Annotated in this window: 21 protein-coding genes and 8 pseudogenes; 10 read left to right on the forward strand and 19 right to left on the reverse strand. The window is 57.7% G+C overall.

What is annotated here, in order from left to right:
• Nucleotides 1–154 precede the first annotated feature (154 nt).
• Nucleotides 155–652 (forward strand): hypothetical protein, encoded by a 498-nt coding sequence (locus tag FGD77_RS01755; RefSeq protein WP_255005810.1) that lies wholly within the window; start codon nucleotides 155–157, stop codon nucleotides 650–652.
• On the opposite strand, the gene FGD77_RS22235 is transcribed toward FGD77_RS01755, so the two are convergent.
• Nucleotides 547–792 (reverse strand): transposase, encoded by a 246-nt coding sequence (locus FGD77_RS22235; protein ID WP_369682671.1) that lies wholly within the window; start codon nucleotides 790–792, stop codon nucleotides 547–549. The genes FGD77_RS01755 and FGD77_RS22235 overlap by 106 nt on opposite strands.
• Nucleotides 793–1,157: 365 nt before the next feature.
• Here FGD77_RS22235 and FGD77_RS01760 point away from each other — a divergent pair.
• The 5 genes and pseudogenes from FGD77_RS01760 to FGD77_RS01780 all read left to right on the forward strand — a co-directional run.
• A pseudogene (locus FGD77_RS01760) lies at nucleotides 1,158–1,247 on the forward strand (recombinase family protein); the annotation flags it as partial.
• A complete protein-coding gene (locus FGD77_RS01765; RefSeq protein ID WP_255005894.1) occupies nucleotides 1,225–1,380 on the forward strand; it encodes a hypothetical protein in 156 nt (51 codons plus the stop codon). The pseudogene FGD77_RS01760 and the gene FGD77_RS01765, both read left to right, overlap by 23 nt.
• Complete coding sequence (locus FGD77_RS01770; protein ID WP_255005811.1) at nucleotides 1,377–2,084, forward strand: UPF0149 family protein; 708 nt, start codon at nucleotides 1,377–1,379, stop codon at nucleotides 2,082–2,084. The genes FGD77_RS01765 and FGD77_RS01770 overlap by 4 nt, the downstream gene beginning before the upstream one ends.
• Before the next feature lie 276 nt (nucleotides 2,085–2,360).
• The gene (locus FGD77_RS01775) at nucleotides 2,361–2,543 is read left to right on the forward strand and encodes a hypothetical protein (protein ID WP_255005812.1); all 183 of its coding nucleotides are present in this window, start codon (nucleotides 2,361–2,363) and stop codon (nucleotides 2,541–2,543) included.
• A gap of 213 nt (nucleotides 2,544–2,756) precedes the next feature.
• Complete coding sequence (locus FGD77_RS01780; protein ID WP_120352568.1) at nucleotides 2,757–3,647, forward strand: cation diffusion facilitator family transporter; 891 nt, start codon at nucleotides 2,757–2,759, stop codon at nucleotides 3,645–3,647.
• 46 nt (nucleotides 3,648–3,693) lie between these two features.
• Here FGD77_RS01780 and FGD77_RS01785 read toward each other — a convergent pair.
• From FGD77_RS01785 to FGD77_RS01805, 5 genes and pseudogenes are all read right to left on the reverse strand, one after another.
• A pseudogene (locus FGD77_RS01785) lies at nucleotides 3,694–3,912 on the reverse strand (glutathione S-transferase family protein); the annotation flags it as partial.
• Nucleotides 3,913–3,951: 39 nt separating this feature from the next.
• Entirely contained in the window at nucleotides 3,952–4,779 is an 828-nt protein-coding gene (locus tag FGD77_RS01790) for a VOC family protein (RefSeq protein WP_255005813.1), read from the reverse strand.
• Between the two features lie 34 nt (nucleotides 4,780–4,813).
• Complete coding sequence (locus tag FGD77_RS01795) at nucleotides 4,814–5,257, reverse strand: DoxX family protein (RefSeq protein WP_255005814.1); 444 nt, start codon at nucleotides 5,255–5,257, stop codon at nucleotides 4,814–4,816.
• A 29-nt stretch (nucleotides 5,258–5,286) separates the two neighbouring features.
• Nucleotides 5,287–5,622 (reverse strand): NADPH-dependent F420 reductase, encoded by a 336-nt coding sequence (locus tag FGD77_RS01800; protein WP_255005816.1) that lies wholly within the window; start codon nucleotides 5,620–5,622, stop codon nucleotides 5,287–5,289.
• Complete coding sequence (locus FGD77_RS01805) at nucleotides 5,553–5,867, reverse strand: NAD(P)-binding domain-containing protein (protein WP_255005817.1); 315 nt, start codon at nucleotides 5,865–5,867, stop codon at nucleotides 5,553–5,555. The genes FGD77_RS01800 and FGD77_RS01805 overlap by 70 nt, the downstream gene beginning before the upstream one ends.
• Before the next feature lie 127 nt (nucleotides 5,868–5,994).
• On the opposite strand from FGD77_RS01805, the gene FGD77_RS01810 reads away from it, so the two are divergent.
• Complete coding sequence (locus FGD77_RS01810; RefSeq protein WP_255005818.1) at nucleotides 5,995–6,891, forward strand: LysR family transcriptional regulator; 897 nt, start codon at nucleotides 5,995–5,997, stop codon at nucleotides 6,889–6,891.
• A 12-nt stretch (nucleotides 6,892–6,903) separates the two neighbouring features.
• Here FGD77_RS01810 and FGD77_RS01815 read toward each other — a convergent pair.
• Nucleotides 6,904–7,088, reverse strand: a pseudogene (locus tag FGD77_RS01815) (IS630 family transposase); the annotation flags it as partial.
• Between the two features lie 52 nt (nucleotides 7,089–7,140).
• Nucleotides 7,141–7,578 (reverse strand): hypothetical protein, encoded by a 438-nt coding sequence (locus FGD77_RS01820; RefSeq protein ID WP_255005819.1) that lies wholly within the window; start codon nucleotides 7,576–7,578, stop codon nucleotides 7,141–7,143.
• A 317-nt stretch (nucleotides 7,579–7,895) separates the two neighbouring features.
• On the opposite strand from FGD77_RS01820, the gene repC reads away from it, so the two are divergent.
• Together repC and FGD77_RS01830 are read left to right on the forward strand one after the other, a co-directional pair.
• The gene (gene repC, locus FGD77_RS01825) at nucleotides 7,896–8,210 is read left to right on the forward strand and encodes a replication initiation protein RepC (protein ID WP_255005820.1); all 315 of its coding nucleotides are present in this window, start codon (nucleotides 7,896–7,898) and stop codon (nucleotides 8,208–8,210) included.
• Between the two features lie 307 nt (nucleotides 8,211–8,517).
• Nucleotides 8,518–8,922 (forward strand): hypothetical protein, encoded by a 405-nt coding sequence (locus FGD77_RS01830; RefSeq protein ID WP_255005821.1) that lies wholly within the window; start codon nucleotides 8,518–8,520, stop codon nucleotides 8,920–8,922.
• Between the two features lie 142 nt (nucleotides 8,923–9,064).
• Here FGD77_RS01830 and FGD77_RS01835 read toward each other — a convergent pair whose 3' ends face one another.
• The 9 genes and pseudogenes from FGD77_RS01835 to FGD77_RS01875 all read right to left on the reverse strand — a co-directional run.
• The gene (locus FGD77_RS01835) at nucleotides 9,065–9,739 is read right to left on the reverse strand and encodes an RES family NAD+ phosphorylase (protein ID WP_255005822.1); all 675 of its coding nucleotides are present in this window, start codon (nucleotides 9,737–9,739) and stop codon (nucleotides 9,065–9,067) included.
• Nucleotides 9,736–10,251, reverse strand: a complete 516-nt coding sequence (locus FGD77_RS01840; protein WP_255005823.1) for an antitoxin Xre/MbcA/ParS toxin-binding domain-containing protein — start codon at nucleotides 10,249–10,251, stop codon at nucleotides 9,736–9,738. Before FGD77_RS01840 ends, FGD77_RS01835 begins: the two co-directional genes overlap by 4 nt.
• Nucleotides 10,252–10,339: 88 nt before the next feature.
• The gene (locus FGD77_RS01845; RefSeq protein ID WP_255005824.1) at nucleotides 10,340–10,651 is read right to left on the reverse strand and encodes a recombinase family protein; all 312 of its coding nucleotides are present in this window, start codon (nucleotides 10,649–10,651) and stop codon (nucleotides 10,340–10,342) included.
• Between the two features lie 459 nt (nucleotides 10,652–11,110).
• Nucleotides 11,111–11,299: a hypothetical protein gene (locus tag FGD77_RS01850; RefSeq protein ID WP_255005827.1), complete on the reverse strand. Its 189-nt coding sequence runs from the start codon at nucleotides 11,297–11,299 to the stop codon at nucleotides 11,111–11,113.
• Nucleotides 11,300–11,353: 54 nt separating this feature from the next.
• Nucleotides 11,354–11,533, reverse strand: a pseudogene (locus FGD77_RS01855) (IS3 family transposase); the annotation flags it as partial.
• Between the two features lie 23 nt (nucleotides 11,534–11,556).
• Nucleotides 11,557–11,691 (reverse strand): annotated as a pseudogene (locus FGD77_RS01860) (transposase domain-containing protein); the annotation flags it as partial.
• Nucleotides 11,692–11,866: 175 nt separating this feature from the next.
• The gene (locus FGD77_RS01865) at nucleotides 11,867–12,697 is read right to left on the reverse strand and encodes an outer membrane protein (RefSeq protein WP_255005828.1); all 831 of its coding nucleotides are present in this window, start codon (nucleotides 12,695–12,697) and stop codon (nucleotides 11,867–11,869) included.
• 214 nt (nucleotides 12,698–12,911) lie between these two features.
• Nucleotides 12,912–13,547 (reverse strand): sugar transferase, encoded by a 636-nt coding sequence (locus FGD77_RS01870; protein ID WP_255005829.1) that lies wholly within the window; start codon nucleotides 13,545–13,547, stop codon nucleotides 12,912–12,914.
• Between the two features lie 220 nt (nucleotides 13,548–13,767).
• Nucleotides 13,768–13,918: pseudogene (locus FGD77_RS01875) on the reverse strand (IS3 family transposase); the annotation flags it as partial.
• On the opposite strand from FGD77_RS01875, the pseudogene FGD77_RS01880 reads away from it, so the two are divergent.
• Nucleotides 13,918–14,031 (forward strand): annotated as a pseudogene (locus FGD77_RS01880) (IS3 family transposase); the annotation flags it as partial. The pseudogenes FGD77_RS01875 and FGD77_RS01880 sit on opposite strands and share 1 nt — an antisense overlap.
• Nucleotides 14,032–14,108: 77 nt before the next feature.
• Here FGD77_RS01880 and FGD77_RS01885 read toward each other — a convergent pair.
• Nucleotides 14,109–14,270, reverse strand: a pseudogene (locus tag FGD77_RS01885) (hypothetical protein); the annotation flags it as partial.
• Nucleotides 14,194–14,760, reverse strand: a complete 567-nt coding sequence (locus tag FGD77_RS01890) for an ATP-binding protein (protein WP_255005830.1) — start codon at nucleotides 14,758–14,760, stop codon at nucleotides 14,194–14,196. The gene FGD77_RS01890 and the pseudogene FGD77_RS01885, both read right to left, overlap by 77 nt.
• Between the last annotated feature and the right edge of the window lie 322 nt (nucleotides 14,761–15,082).

Consider the following 15,082-nt stretch of genomic DNA (forward strand, 5'->3'; position numbering starts at 1 on the left):
CCGCAAACGCGGTAGTCATTCGCTCCTGGAAATGTCCGTCAAAGGGCCAACGGTTTCGAACGAAACCTTGCTGAAGTTCTCTTCAAGCAGGAAACAGGCCGAAACCAACGAAAAGGGGGCAAGTGCCGCGTTGTTACAGGAAAAGGAGATTTTCATGTCCATGCAGCACGAAGATATTGATCAACTGGATGAAAAATTCGAACGCCCGTGGCAGGATGATTTCGCGCTGGAGCGCAAACTCGCGCGCGATGTCGCGGAGGTGATCCGATCCTTCGTCAAGAAGTCGTCACAAACCCGCATCGCGTGGCGCAAGCATCAGGTCGAACTGGAAAGCATACTCGCGCGCGGCGAACGGCCAAGGGAGCGCGACATGGAGAGGCTTGGGGCATACCGGCACATATTCGACGATTTACCGGAACGCGTTGATGGGGCATGCGCGACGCGGGACGTACATCGAAAGACTCACGGCTGTTATCGCGCGCGCGTCACGATTTCGGAAGATCTTGATCCGGCTCTCGCGAAGGGCCTGTTCATCCCCGGAAGGGACTATGACGCTGTCGTAAGGTTCTCGAACGGGAATCCGAGAAACCAAAGCGCCCCGGCATCGGGCGACCACAAGCCTTTCTTCTTCAGCTCATGCCGCCATTTGTAAATCTGCTGCCGGGTCACCTCGTGGCGATGCGCCACCTGCGTCACCGTCGCCCCGCCAATCCCAACCGATGTGACGATCTCAAGCTTGTCCTCATCACGCCAAAATCGTCGCCGCTCCAATCCAAGAATTTCGCCACGCATCGCTGACCCCGTATAAGACACGTCGTTAACGACGTCTTTAGCGACGTGTCTTAGATCATCGCCCCTCGATCAGGCAGGCGGTGCCAATGGCGCGCTTACTTTTTGGCTCGAATTATTTGCGTCTATCGAAGGGGTCAAACTCACATTATCTGCAACTGTAATCAGATTATGTGCGACGCGATTGCAATCATCGGGATCGGATCACATTACGTGCGAATGGGTTGTCTGTGAAACGTCCGTTTGTCAGATGGTGGTTAGCCCCCAAATTCCCAGCTTGATATTGCTGGGAAAACTTGTCTGTTTACCGCATCTGAAAATCACCGTATGCATTTGCTCAATCGGATTAAGTTATCAGACGGTTTCCCATGCTCATTGGCTACGCACGTGTATCGACCGAGGATCAAAGTCTCGATTTGCAGCAGGATGCGCTGCATGCGGCAGGATGCGAGCGGATACAATCCCAAGGCGCTGGCCGATCTCACGGATACACGGCTTCCTGAAATCCGCCGCTTTCTCAAAGGGCAACTGGATACAGACAGGACCGACGAACTTTACACCCGCATGCGTAAGGCAGGGCTACCGATATGAAGCTCAAAACCGAACTGTCCGACAGCGAAGAGCAAAAGCTGGGGGATTTCCTTGGCCGGGTACGCGGCGGCGCAATCCCGAATGTCGAAGCGCTTGATGGGTTCTTTGCAGCTCTGGCCTGTTGCCCCGATCTGGTCATGCCAAGCGAATACATGCCCATCCTGCAAAATGGTGCGACGGAAGACGGCGACCTGGAGTTCGAGGATATGGAAGAGGCCGGGCAATTCGTGGAACTGGTCAACCGGCACTGGAGCCATGTGAACCGCCAGCTTGATTCCGAAGAGGTCTATCTGCCCCTCGTACTGGAGGATGAAAATGGCAGATATCAGGCCAACGACTGGGCGCAGGGTTTCCTGCGCGGGACCGAGTTGCGGCGCGAAATCTGGTTCGAAATCATGGATGATGAGAATGAGGGAGGCGCTATGGTGCCGATCTGGGCGCTCGCCTACGAACATCATGAAGACCCTGAAATGCGCCCCTTCGACGAGCCCGTGTCTGATGATCAAAGACAAGAATTGCTCATAGGTGCGGCGGGTGGCGTCATGCGCATGCATCGCTATTTCCTGAAACAGCGCAATCTCTACACACCGCCCTCCGGAACATTCACCCGTTCAGGCAGTAAAACCGGCCGGAACGATCCCTGTCCTTGTGGGTCCGGAAAAAAATTCAAGCAATGCTGCGGGCGCCGGACCATGCTGCATTAAGCCATTCGCACGCAATGTGATCCGATCCCGATGATTGCAATCGCGTCGCACATAATCTGATTACAGTTGCAGATAATGTGAGTTTGACCCCTTCGATAGACGCAAATAATTCGAGCCAAAAATCACGATGATTGCAATCCGAGCTCCGGATAAATGCAATCCGCTACACCTATGCGCCGGGGCGCTCCGGCCTGCACGCGGACAGTATCTTGAGCGGCTTCAGCGGAGGGTCGGAAAATACCATGGCCCAAAGCCGCTCATTTCGGCGACGTCCAGATGGCAAACCTGATGAGGGGAATCGTCAATCGCCTGTTCACGTTTCACATGAAGAGCGACGATCCGGGTTTCCGGGAGGATCTTGATCGTTGGATGGCTATCGCTGGCAAATGGGACGATCCGGTGCTGGATCAGGCCTTCCTTGATGCGGTTGCCAGCTTGAAGTCTAGACCGAACAATTAGATCAGCACCCGGTGTCCCTGTAGCTGTACCGGGCTGCTTGCCGACATGCGGTGCTTCGACCTCGGCCTGCGTTTGAGAGTCAGAGAGGTGTTGGTTGATTTAGCGACCGGTGTGCCTCCTGTTCGGAGTGAGAGGCATTATCATTCGCAAATTCAATAGCTTGAATAGTTCATTGCCGACCTGTAATTCACATGCCTTTATATGGGAGCAAAAATGCATTCTGCGCTCAAACTTGCTTTTGGAAGTCTTGTCGTTGGGAGCATTGTTCTAGCGTTAAAGACACTGGCCTGGCTGATGACAGGCTCCGTGGCGTTGCTCTCGGACGCGCTCGAAAGCACTGTGAACCTCGCAACTGCGTTCGCCGCGCTCGTTGCGATACGGATCGCGGCGCGACCGCCGGACGCAAATCATCCCTTTGGTCACCACAAGGCGGAGTTCTTCAGCGCCGTCCTAGAGGGGGTGATGATCATCGTAGCGGCGATATTCATCCTGCGGGAGGCGTACGAAGGCTTCCTAAGTCCTCGCGCGCTTGGCGCTCCGATAGAGGGCCTTCTGGTGAACGGAACGGCCACGATGCTCAATGCGATGTGGGCCTTCGTGCTGGTTCGAAGAGGGCGTCTACTGAAATCTCCCGCGTTGGTCGCCGATGGGAGGCATCTATGGACCGATGTCTTTACGTCCGCAGGCGTCGCGATGGGAGTTCTTCTTGCACTTGCTACCGGATGGTGGGTCCTTGACCCGCTTATGGCTGCATTGGTTGCGATCAATATCATATGGTCTGGTTCTCGCGTCGTGAAAGAGTCGCTGAGCGGCCTGATGGATGAGGCGGTTCCAGAAGAGATTCTGGCCAGCATACGTGAAGCCATCTCAATCGAAGCGGCCGGAGCGGTCGAAGCGCACGATCTCAGGACCCGTCATGCGGGCAGCGCGACCTTTGTAGAATTTCATCTTGTGGTCCCAAGCGAAATGACGGTTTTCGACGCCCACGAGATCTGTGACAGAGTTGAGGTTGGTATCGCCAAAGCGGTTCCAGATGCGCGCATCACCATCCACGTTGAACCTGAGCATAAGTCAAAGCGCACTGGAATTGTCGTGTTAGAATAGAGCGCGTTGAATGACCATCACATCATCTCAACTGAAAGAATGCTTGGCGCGCGATCAGGGTGCGCGAGGCCCAGGGGCAGATCAGCGCGACATAGAGCCGGTACCGCCCGGCCTCGGCCTCGAAACCACCCTCGCCCGTAGGCCCAGGACGCCCGTCGGTTGTGATCCAGTTCCGGAACTCCGAAACCTGGCGCACGAAACGCCCCTGTCCATCGGCCTTCTGGACAGGCTGCCAGTTCTCGACCCATTTTCCATTCACAAGCATGTCTTGTCTCCTTTACTACTATCAGGTTCGCAAAGCACCTTACTGCGCCAGCGCGAAGGCGGTGCCCCAGGGATCGGAAAAGCGATCGCCGCCAAGGCGCTGCGTGATCGCCTGACGCGCTGTCGGATCGACGCCGAGGGTGATTTCGCTCAGCCCCGCCTCGGACGCGTCCCGCGTCCCGGCCCGGCGGCTGTTCCAGATGTTGCCGGCCAACTGGTGGTGATAACCGCCGCTGCCGTAGAAACTCGCGCCCGGATAGGTCGCCGCGATGTCGAAGCCGAGGGCGTCGCGGTAGAAGCGATCCGCCTCTTTCGTGTCGCCGATCTGTAAATGAACGTGGCCGATGATGCCGCCTTTCGGGAAACCGGCCCAAATCCGGCCCTGCGCCGCGCGCATCAGATCCTTGAGGTCCAGCGGGTCCGTCGTCATGCGGATATCGCCCGCGCGATCGCGCCACTGGCTTGGCGGTCGGTCGACATAGACCTCGATGCCATTGCCTTCGGGATCGGCCATATAGAGCGCTTCGCTGACGATGTGATCCGACGCCCCCTGCAGCCGTGGGCCCGTTTCGGTGACATGGCCGAGCCAGCGGGCCAGATCGCCGCGCGAGGGCAGCAAAAAGGCGGTGTGAAACAGCCCCGCCTGCCTAGGGTCGCGCGGGCGCAACGACGGGTCGCCGTCAAGATGGAGCAGCGGAGTCTCTTCGGTGCCCAGTGTCACGCTGCTTCCGGCCTCTACCAGCGGCACCAGCCCCAGAACGTCACGGTAGAAGGACGAAACTGCGTCGAGATCCTGCACCCTGAGCCGAACGGTATCAATGCGGATCGGCGCTGCATTCATGTCGAATTTTTCGGTTGGATTGGCCATCGTGAAACTCCTTTGCGGAAGGGTGCGGATCGGGTCAGCTTGGGCTGCGCTTGAGCGCATAGGCACCGTCGCCGAGCAGGGCCTGCACGACCAGCGTGATCGCCCAGAATGCGGGATACTCCCAGCCGCCGCCTTCATTCGAGAAGAAGAAACCGGCCGCGCCATGCGGCGCGTAGATCGAACCGAGCAGAACCGGCACCAGCGCGAGCGACACCCAGCGGGACCAGAGGCCGAGGATCAGCGCCACGCCACCGGCCAGCTCGGCGGCCATCACGAGATAGGCCAGCGCCCCTGGAAACCCGAGGCTTTCGAAGAAGGCGGCCGTTCCCGCCGGCGTGAAGATCGCCAGTTTCAGCCAGCCATGGGCGATGAACAGGATTCCCAGAGAGACGCGCAGGAGTGTGGCTGCCAGTTCGGCATTTGCCACGCCAGAGATCACCGGTGATTGAAGCGCGTTTTGATGGTTTGCGTTGGACATTGTCTTTTTCCTTTGTTCGGGAGGTTGGGTCAGGCAGAAAACTGCCAGCGCGGCGCGATCTCGGTACCTTTTCCGAGCACATAGCCGAACTGGATATTCAGGAAACCAAGCGGCTCGAGCTGGCGGGCGGTGGACAGGGGGCCGGCATCGACCGGCTCGAACCCGGCCTCTGCGGCCAGCGTTTTCACGGTGTCGCGCGCCGTCTCGTCGTCGGCGGCGACAAAGGTCTGCAACGGCTGACCGTCCAGCTTGAGATCCCCCGCATAGTGCTGGGCGAAGATCGTGTTGAAGGCCTTCACGACGAACGCTCCCGAAACGAGCGCAGCGATCGCCTCGGCGGCCGACGTGGTGGTGCCGAGTTGCAAGGCCGAGAAATCTCCTCGGTGACGGGGTTGGACACATCGATGACGATCTTGCCGGTGAAGTCTGCCTGGTCGGCGATTTCGGCAGCTGCCCCATAGGGTGTCGCGAGGATAACGATATCGGCCTCAGTCACGGCGTTTGCCACATCGTCGGCGCGACCAAAGGTCCCTACTTCATGTTGTGTTTTGCTCAGGACATTTGCCAGCCCGGATCCGACATTGCCGTTACCAATGATTGCGATTTTCATGACTTGCTCCTTTCAGTGTGCGCCTTCAGGCGCTGTTTGATCTGTCAGGAAGATACGCCTTGCCTTTAGTCAATGAAATGGCGACTATAGAGAATGACTATCCGCAAAATGTACTAAGTAATTTGCCATGGATATCGTCGATGAACTCCGGGCCTTCGTGGCCACCGCGCAGACTGGCTCGTTCACTGCGGCTGCCCATCAGTTGGGCGTGTCGAACCGGCTGACTTCCAAATATGTGGCCGGACTGGAGCAACGCCTTGGCGTCCGACTGCTTCAGCGGACCACCCGCAAGGTGGGGCTGACGCCGGCGGGCGAGGATCTGATTGCGCGGGCGCCCGCGCTGCTCGATGATCTCGATGATCTGCTCGGCAGCGTCGCGGAGGGGTCGCGCGGGCTGACCGGCGTCATTCGCATCTCGGCCCCCGTCACCTTCGGCGAAGTTTACGTCACGGGGATGCTCGCACGGTTCGGCCGGCAGAACCCGAACCTCACGCTCGATTTGCGGCTCAATGACCGCTACGTCGACTTGGCAAGCGAGGGCATCGATCTGGCGTTTCGCATCGGCCGCTCCGACATGCTGTCGCTCAAGACGCGACGACTTGGCACTGTCAGCAGCCTTCTGGTGGCCAGCCCGGACTATGTCGCGGGGCACGGGAAACCCGGCTCGCCCGAGGAACTGGCCGACCATACCTGTATCGTGGACACCAACCGGCGGGTTCCGCACAGATGGGTCTTCGTCAAGAACGGGGTCGAGACAAATGTTCAGGTCCGGGGACGGTTCCAGGTCAACTCGGCGCGCGCGGCCGTGGATCTGGCGGTCGACGGCATGGGGATCGCCTACATCCCGCGCTTCGCGCTGCGCGACACCATCGAGACCGCGGCACTGGTCCCCTTGCTGGAGGAGTTCGGAGGCGACAGCGGTCCTGTCAGCGCGGTTTATCTCGAAGGTCGGGCCCTGCCGCGCAAGATCCGCGCACTGATCGACTTCGCCGCCGAGGATATTCGGTCTACCACGATCCTCTAGAGCATCGAGCCTTTAACTTGATCCATTTCCTGCTTCGCAGAAGCAATTCCAGCATTCCGGCGGTGTGAACAGATCGCAGACTCCGCGAATGCGTCGAAAATCTGGTCGAATGTTCTGGCCCCTGTCCGTCGCAGGTGCGCCTTGAGTTTCGAGAGCGCCATTTCGATTGGGTTCAAGTCGGGTGTGTACGCCGGCAGATTGTCAATCTGCATCAAAACTGGGTTAGAGCCGATCATCAACCCCGACGGCTCAGTTCGTGAAGGCATCGATAAGGTTGATGACGGAGAGGATCTTTCTGGTGTCACGATCAACCCGAAAGGCCCGGTTGCCCTCGCGATAATAGCGCCAATCGTCACGCGGTTCTAGATTTAGCCTACGGGGATCGCGGATAACCACGTAGTCACCGATGCGAAGGACATCCCCGATTCTAGAGCCGTAGTGATCATAGGACTTGCGTGCCTGCCCCGGCGGCACACAGGGCGGATTCCTTTTTGCAAGTCCCGGCGGGCAATGTCCTGCAAATCCGTTGTGGTGGTCGCCGCGCGCCTTGCCCTTGCCGCGCCCGGGGTCTGCCGATGCAGGCACGGCGGCCATCGATACGGCTGCAATCGCCATTACGGCCAGTGTTCGAGAAAATCTCATAGCTCGCTCCGCTTCAAGTGTTGTCGGATAGATAGCGCTGAGCACGACAGAAGTCAGGCATAACGAACATCACCGGGCCATAATGCGGCAGAAACGGCGAGCTTCCGCCGGCCTCGTTGCCGCCTGCGAACAACGAAAGGCTGGGTCGATAAACCTGTCCGGCCCGGCCTTGAGCTAGGTCAGTTTCGCCCTCGGCATGATGCGGGTTGGCTGGCACGTGGCGCTCGCGGCCCTAATCGCTTATCTCGGTGCGGTGCTGGAGCCGAAACCCAATAGGGTGTCCGGTGCAATCATCGCGCTTCTTGCGTTGTTCCTGCCCGGCTTTGCGCTAGAACTGGACCGCTCTCGATCTGCCGGCAATCATGCAGGCGTGTCCCGAGTTCGCGTCTTGGGCGCGCAACACGGGCGGATTTTTCAAGGATTGGGGTGATCTGCATCGGGTTGCTGAACCACTCAGGCCGATGGTGGGAATTTCGGAGCATGCCTGGAACGTGGCGCAGGAGCGAATGGGCACACAGGTGGCAACGGCAGCGTTTGCGCTCGTGTTCGAAAAGCATAGCACGGGTGAGGTTGCCTCGCCGGGCGGATATCTGCGCGGCATGGTCGAGAAGGCTGGGGCAAGAGATCTGCACCTCAAATGCTGCTTCTATTGCAGACTTGGCGGTAAGGCAACGTGAGGCTTCAAGATTGAAAAATGCACCGTGTTCAGAGTTGTAAGCAGGTCTTCGGGGAGATTTCTGCCTATATGCGTTGCCGATCTTGCCTGCCGATCTGAATTGGCTGTGCCAAATCAAGGGCTTCTGGAGACGACACGGTCTTGAGCATTTTGTTGAGGGCCCGTTGGTTTTGAGAAGGACAGGGTCCGTAACCAGGAAAAGTGAAAGTTTCCTTCGGGTTTTGTGACTGACGGATGAGGGCCTTTGGGGTCCCTCAGGTGGGTCCGGGCCGGGTTCCGGTCTGCCGTTCCTGATGAAGGGCATTCCCATGCAAACAGGTGTCTTGCGCGTGTTGCGCGCGACCGCTCCCTCGTGGTGGCGACACAAGGAACTACGCCGAACCGGCCAGACGGGGCAGGCACAGCGGCTCGAGCGCGAGACCGTCCTGCGTGATCTCGGCTATTCGAAGCAGGCGGCGTCATTGCCAAACGCGCATGTGATCTGCGGCGAGGGCGGGACATTCATCCATCTCCGTTGGACCACCGTGTCGACCTTCGCGCCGATCGAGCGCTTTCCATTGGCCGCTCTTGCGGTCGCACGAGGGATCCCGTTCATCGATATCCGACCCGTCACCGATGTGATTGCCTTCGCGAACCTACCGCGCGTGACACAGGACGGATCGGTCGACCCTGAACCTTGGGGCCCTAGAAGTTCCGTCTTGCTGTTCAACTAAACGCCATGTCCGGTTGCCCTGCTCAACGCTGAGAAGCTGCTGGGTACTTCTGGCTCTATGTCGCTGCAGCATCCGAAGGCTACACGCATTCCAAGATCAAGGATTCGTCGAGTGAGCGCGGGTGTGTTTAGGCGGTCTGCAATCAGGAGATTTGACGCACGACGACGCGCCCGGTTTTGGGCACCTCGATCCTGAAGTGGTTCGCCTGTGTCACGTTCAACACCAAAGGCGGGCGGAAACAGGCCCAATTCTCATGGCCGGGATGGCGCACGCTTTCATACCGAATGCCGGCGCGGGCGCCGTCTTCCCGAACGCGTCGACCGAAGGCCTGAGACACTGGATAGCTTGCATCATCAGGATCATGATATTCTGGGTGCGCTCCGAAAATATCGACATAGTCACCTGCCAGGTCCGCCTTGTATTGCCGGTAGCACTCGGATTTCTGGGTCAACGCGCTGAGCGCTATCTCCTTGCGCAGCCCATTGGCAACTTCCAGCAGTGCGGTGTTGAGGTGGGTCGACCCATACCACGCTCCCAGACTTGCATCTGAAAACCGTAACCCACCGGGCGACCCATGAAGAAACGCAGCCATGACCACACTGGCGTTCAGGCGGCCGTAAACCCATTCCTTCGGCGGGAGGCGGGACATCCGGGGCCCCACAAGACGGTCATTCGTCCAGCCCTCCAGATCCATGACGGCCGCCAGATCACCATGGGTCGTGACCGCGTCAAAAGCCGGGATTGGTGGAAACCGCGAGGGAATAAGGCGTGTGGTGCCCGCACCTGCGGGCACCACATTGCAGTCAGAAATTTTCATGCAAAGACAAGATCGTCTTCTGTGACAGCCTCGAAACTGCCTTCTGGAGCGCCAAAGCCCATGCTACCGCCACGCCATGCATCGAGGTAGCGGCGGACGGACATAAGGCCGTCGTGCCCGCCTTCCAGCATGTAGGCCATGGGAGAGGCACCGGCGAAGAGGGTGCCTTGGTGAGGCCCCTTCAGCCAGACCAGCGCCTGTGTCTCATCTTCGAACAGAATGGTCAGCGCCTTGTATATCCCGAGTATGGCTGAAATCCGCAAAAGTGTATCAAGAGGCAGAGTCAGGGACTGCTGCTCACGCGCCTTCTTCATCCATTGATGATAGGTAGAGCGACCCGGATCCCCGAGGATAGCGATACGTTCCACCTCAGTCAGACCGAACCGGTCTGCGATCCTCCGAAAGGCGCGTAAGCCTGGGGCGCTTGTTCGGGCGCGATCTTCCCTCGAGACGGTATGAAACTGCATGGTCCCGGAGGGAGTCGAGGTGTTTGGGAAATCCGCAATCAACATGTTCAGCCTCATTTGTCTACTTACAGATATATAGTCTATATATGGACAAGTCAATAACATGGAGGGCTGTTATTCCGCGCGACACCCGTCACGCCCGCCTGATCGTGTTCGGTGAAACCTGGAACAACCGCGCCAGCTCAGCCACGCTGCGACCCTCTTGATCGCGCATTCGCTGAACCTCGACGCGGCGCTCGTGGGACAGGGCAGGAGGTCGACCCCCGATCCGTCCGCGCTTGCGGGCGGCGGCCAGACCCTCCTTTGTCCGCTCCGCGATCCGCTCGCGCTCAAACTGCGCGATGGAGGCAAAGACATGGAAGACCAGACGTCCGGCTGGTGTCGTGGTGTCGATGTCCTCAGCCAAGGATCGAAAACCTGCACCCTTTTCGCGGATCGTCTCCACAATAATCAGCAGATCCTGCAGCGATCGGCTGAGGCGGTCATACTTGCATACTTGGTGACCACGACCACATCCCCATCACGCAGCTGATCAACGTGTCGGTCGGCTAACGTACTATTCTGAACTCAGCCGAAATATACCCCATCTACACTTATCAATCTGCTCTTGACGCTAGGAAGCGTGATCTATTTAAGGTTGTATTTTGAAGGCTTACTACCCTGAAGGGTTAAGGAAGTAAGAGGCGGTTCACCATGATCTTGGGATATTTAGTTATCGGCATACTATTCGGTACGATTTCTGGAGCGATCAGTCTGTCTTTAGGCTCGTCGATATTGCTTGCACTCGCTGTCTATTCCGGCGTTGGCAGCCTCGGCGTTTTGTTATTGGCAATTTTCCATTATGCGCGGTCGACAATAGTGAATTCTAGTAGTGGCCGTCAAAAGAAAACCCGAGAAGCTAATGCTATCGAACCGCGTTGGCAGGCACGTTAACCATCGTCTTTCTGGCTAGGTCGGTGAGACCGTAACGCTGTGCATAATCTGCAACGACATGCTCAAGCTCTGTGATCCGCTGAGATAAAATCGCCCTATCCTCGACGTCAGGTTCGACCACAGAGGATTTATCGTTCTGTATACGCTTCTTGTTTTCCATGGACATCGTTCCTAAAACCGGACAGTTCAGTTGTTGACCCTATGCGGCCATTTTTCAAGTCATATCATCAAATGCCTGTTGCGGCATTTGATAGCCGTTGCTGGAGTGACGGCGTTGGCGGTTATAGAAGACCTCAATATACTCGAAGATTGCGGCCTTGGCTTGAGTACGCGTTCTGAAGCGCTGACGATGCACCATCTTCTTTTTCAGAGAGGCAAAGAAGTTTTCCATTGGAAGCGCTGCTTTGACTCCACCTATTAGGAATAGTTCCAGGGTTGCAGCTGGTCAATGTCGTTCTGTTTATGGCCGTTGACGATTGCCGTGAGAACGGCGGTCAGATATCCGTTCGGCTCGACGTTGTTGAGTTTGCAGGTCTCAGTGAGCGACGGTAAGCGCTATGCCGACTCCCTCCTACCATTCTGCGACTGAAGCATCGCCGCCGGGTGGCTGGACAGGATGAAGCTGTTGGTCTGAGATCAGACCGGAATGGTGCTGGTTCACAAGCGGCTGGAGGACGGCCAATTTGTCTGGCCACAGGTGCGGGACGGGGTGATGGAACAGCCTCAGTCAGAATCTCAAGGCCAGTTTTGCGCTGAGACGGTCAGTGCTCGTTCCCTCGCCATGGGTGAATTCCAGCCCCGTGACCCAGCGATCGGTCAGTGCATAGTCAAAGCCAACGCCATAAAGAGCAGATTTACCGGTCATGTCGTAGCCTGTGGTGAAATAAGGTAAAGCACGATTGATTGCATATCCAACCTGGGCCTTAGCTTCAGTACTCCCAGTGCCATCATAATGATGATAAGCAAGTTCCGCCCCGAATACGACACTTGAAGAAGTTTGCCAACGATATCCAGTGAAAGCCCCCAGAGTAAAATGATTTTCAGTCACGGTTTTTGTTCCGACGACTTCACTCCACTCGCTTGTTACAACTGGTCCGCGCTCCGCTACTTCGATACCCTCATATCTTTCCGCCAAAAGATCATCGATGTTATCAAAGTCACCGAAGTAATTGCGGTAATCCTCTTGCGTATTATCGCCGTAGATATAGTCACTCTGCGAAAAATTATTGCAGCCCAACAAACTAATGTACCCGAACGCCTGACAATGCCCGAGGGGCTCCTCTGGCGACAAAAGCTTGAGGCCCCTTGCCCGTGCGTCCCGGAAAGCATCTGCCTTGGTATAGGGCCGGGTTTCCTGCCGTTGTTCCGTGATGTAGTGCTGGGTCTTGGTTCTGGTCGTGCCCGCGCTAACGCCAGCATAGGGACCGGTCCAGCTATAGATAGTTGGAGCAGGCGCTATGACAACAGGCCGTAGCATAGGGGGATCAATGCTGCCCGCATGTGCAGAAACGCCCAAGATCGCCGTAAGGAAAAATGCGCAAATAATAAGCTTGGCCACAATGGAAACTCCGAACTGGATGGTACAATTGAACAACGCGCAGAAAATACGCCCACGGAGACCTTGGTCTCTGGGGTGAAGAATGCTGAATACGCATCGTGGGGCGCGTCAGGTGTGGTTTGGGTGGTGGAAGCGAAACGGCAGTGAACAGCCCGCCAACTTTTGCGCATGCCATCTTTGCGGCGTTTACGCTTTTCCTAATTTTTACTTGGTATTACGCGCTGTGCAGCGCGCGTTTGGCGGTTTCCGTGAGGATGGCCAAATCGCTCGCGAGGGACAGGTTGCGACTATACTGATAATCGAAAACTGCACATTTGGTCAGGTTCATGGCACTTTTGCCAGTGATCTGCCAAAGCCCAGTTATGCCAGGTCGCAAGTCGTCGTAAGCCTTGCCAGGATAAAGCGCCTTCTGCGACACCGTCATTGGCCGAGGCCCGATGAAGCTCATGTCGCCGATCAGTACATTGAAGAGCTGAGGCAAATCCTCAATGGAAGAGCTACGTAGAAACCGTCCGAACCCAGTCAGTGGTGGCTCGTCGCCGACATCCTGCTGACCGTCCAATCCGTGATGGTAGTGCTGCTCGAAGCAAGTATTTTCGTCTTTCGTTGTCAGGCGCAGCTTAAACATACGATAGATGCGCCCGTTTTTGCCCACCCTATCTTGTCCGTAGAACGGCTTGCCACTGTAGAGTGTGGCTAGAAGTGCTAGAACGCAAAGGATGGGCAAGGCGATGGGCAGGGCCATTAAAGCAAACACGATGTCGACCAAACGTTTTCCGAACGCGCGGTAAAGTCTCGAAGGGAAACGTGTTCCAATTACCTCGAAGGGCTTGGCATTGTAATTACTCATTACATTTCTCAATCTTTAACAGGCCCATGCCAGAAAGTCTGGCAGGAAAGTAACACGACCGCAGTTCCTGAAAGGGCGCTGCGATCAAACACACTAGGAAGCGGAAACTGGTTAACTAGACTACTATGAATGTCCGCACTCAGCAGTTAATCTGTTTTAGGTTGAGTGACGACCTGCCTTTTAAGACAGGTTGTGACCTGCCCCCCTGCTAGTCCCTCATTCATAACGAGAGTCTGCAGGTTGGATTGGGTATTCTGGTTCCCCGTCTGGCGCAAGTGCGCGGGGCGCGGAGCCCCCAAATTGCTCAAGCGCTCGGCGCGCTTGCTCGGTGTCTGGTTGCCGAGCGACGAGTGTGGCCTGACGGTGTTGTAACGTGCGCTGGTCCTTGGACTTCGTGTCTGACAGCTTCGGTGCCTCGCGAAAGTTCCGTATCTTGGCGGTGATCGACGACTGCACCCGAGAGTGCTTGTGCCTCATCGCGGACAAGCGATGTGTCATGCTGCCTGCTCCCTTGTCGAGGGCCTCCAGGAAGCCGTTGATGACCTGTGCCCGGTAGCTGTTGATTTGCGGGTCGGGATTGGCGCGGTTGCCGACGGCGTCGATCTCGTCAATCACCATGATCGCCGGACGGGCGGCGGCGGCCTCGTCAAAGCTCGCGCGCATCCCGCGCAGCATGTGGCTCAGATTGCCCTGCGCTTGCCATGTCGCGAAGCTGCCGCGCACCAGCGCGACGCCCGCACTGCCCGCCATGGCGCGCGCCAGATGACTTGCCGGTGCCGGGCGGGCCGTAAAGCAGCACCGAGCGCTGCACGTCGGACCAGGCGATGAGCCCGTCGGACCAGCCCTGCAGATCCGCGACCATCCGGCGGGCGGCTGCTTCGGCTTCGCCATAGCCCTCGATATCATCATCGAGGGTGGGGCCGCCGCGTGATGTCTGCCGGGTGATATCCGAGAACCGCCTGGCGACCTCGCGCGGGGTCGCCGCGCGCAGGGCCAGGGCGAGAGATGCGCCGGACAGGCGGGCAAGGACGCGATCCTCGGGAAGGGCGCTGCGCAGCGCCGGATCGATCTTGCCGGTGGCGCTGTGGGTGGCGGCGATGATCGCCATCACGATATCACGCGACATCGGCGCAAGCCGGATCAGTTCGGGCAGAGCGCGCAGGACAGCGCCCGTCGCGACAGCCGCGCTTACCGCTTGGCGCGCTGCGGCCAATCCGGGCTCTCGACCGCGTCCAGCATGCGCCGGATGACCGGCTCGGCCTCTTCGGTGTAGATTTCGGAGGTGAACACGCTCTCAGCGCGGTCAGAGCCGCGTCAGGAGGCCATCAAGACCCCGTCAGCAGCAATACCCCTGCGAACGGCCCAAATCGCCCCCTGGCGGCCCGATTTGGATGCCGCGCCGATCTTCTCTCTATCGCCTTCAGGGCGAACAACTTAAGTCGCTTCGTCACCCTACTCAGAGCGCTTTCGCGCGTCTTCACTCTCGAAACACACGAGACTCATTATTCAGTTTACATTTCGGCAGAAAGTTACGG

Source organism: Roseovarius sp. M141, assembly GCF_024355225.1.
In the GTDB taxonomy this organism is placed as follows: Bacteria; Pseudomonadota; Alphaproteobacteria; order Rhodobacterales; family Rhodobacteraceae; genus Roseovarius.

Excerpts from the sequence above, each read along its gene's own strand:
- FGD77_RS01775 (WP_255005812.1), top strand. The coding sequence starts at position 2,361 with ATGGCAAACCTGATGAGGGGAATCGTCAATCGCCTGTTCACGTTTCAC.
- FGD77_RS01805 (WP_255005817.1), bottom strand. The coding sequence starts at position 5,867 with ATGAAAATCGCAATCATTGGTAACGGCAATGTCGGATCCGGGCTGGCA.
- FGD77_RS01830 (WP_255005821.1), top strand. The coding sequence starts at position 8,518 with ATGCAAACAGGTGTCTTGCGCGTGTTGCGCGCGACCGCTCCCTCGTGG.
- FGD77_RS01780 (WP_120352568.1), top strand. The coding sequence starts at position 2,757 with ATGCATTCTGCGCTCAAACTTGCTTTTGGAAGTCTTGTCGTTGGGAGC.
- FGD77_RS01850 (WP_255005827.1), bottom strand. The coding sequence starts at position 11,299 with ATGGAAAACAAGAAGCGTATACAGAACGATAAATCCTCTGTGGTCGAA.
- FGD77_RS01790 (WP_255005813.1), bottom strand. The coding sequence starts at position 4,779 with ATGGCCAATCCAACCGAAAAATTCGACATGAATGCAGCGCCGATCCGC.
- FGD77_RS01835 (WP_255005822.1), bottom strand. The coding sequence starts at position 9,739 with ATGAAAATTTCTGACTGCAATGTGGTGCCCGCAGGTGCGGGCACCACA.
- FGD77_RS01840 (WP_255005823.1), bottom strand. The coding sequence starts at position 10,251 with ATGTTGATTGCGGATTTCCCAAACACCTCGACTCCCTCCGGGACCATG.
- FGD77_RS01765 (WP_255005894.1), top strand. The coding sequence starts at position 1,225 with ATGCGGCAGGATGCGAGCGGATACAATCCCAAGGCGCTGGCCGATCTC.
- FGD77_RS01870 (WP_255005829.1), bottom strand. The coding sequence starts at position 13,547 with ATGAGTAATTACAATGCCAAGCCCTTCGAGGTAATTGGAACACGTTTC.
- FGD77_RS01755 (WP_255005810.1), top strand. The coding sequence starts at position 155 with ATGTCCATGCAGCACGAAGATATTGATCAACTGGATGAAAAATTCGAA.
- FGD77_RS01770 (WP_255005811.1), top strand. The coding sequence starts at position 1,377 with ATGAAGCTCAAAACCGAACTGTCCGACAGCGAAGAGCAAAAGCTGGGG.
- repC (WP_255005820.1), top strand. The coding sequence starts at position 7,896 with ATGCAGGCGTGTCCCGAGTTCGCGTCTTGGGCGCGCAACACGGGCGGA.
- FGD77_RS01795 (WP_255005814.1), bottom strand. The coding sequence starts at position 5,257 with ATGTCCAACGCAAACCATCAAAACGCGCTTCAATCACCGGTGATCTCT.
- FGD77_RS01810 (WP_255005818.1), top strand. The coding sequence starts at position 5,995 with ATGGATATCGTCGATGAACTCCGGGCCTTCGTGGCCACCGCGCAGACT.
- FGD77_RS22235 (WP_369682671.1), bottom strand. The coding sequence starts at position 792 with ATGCGTGGCGAAATTCTTGGATTGGAGCGGCGACGATTTTGGCGTGAT.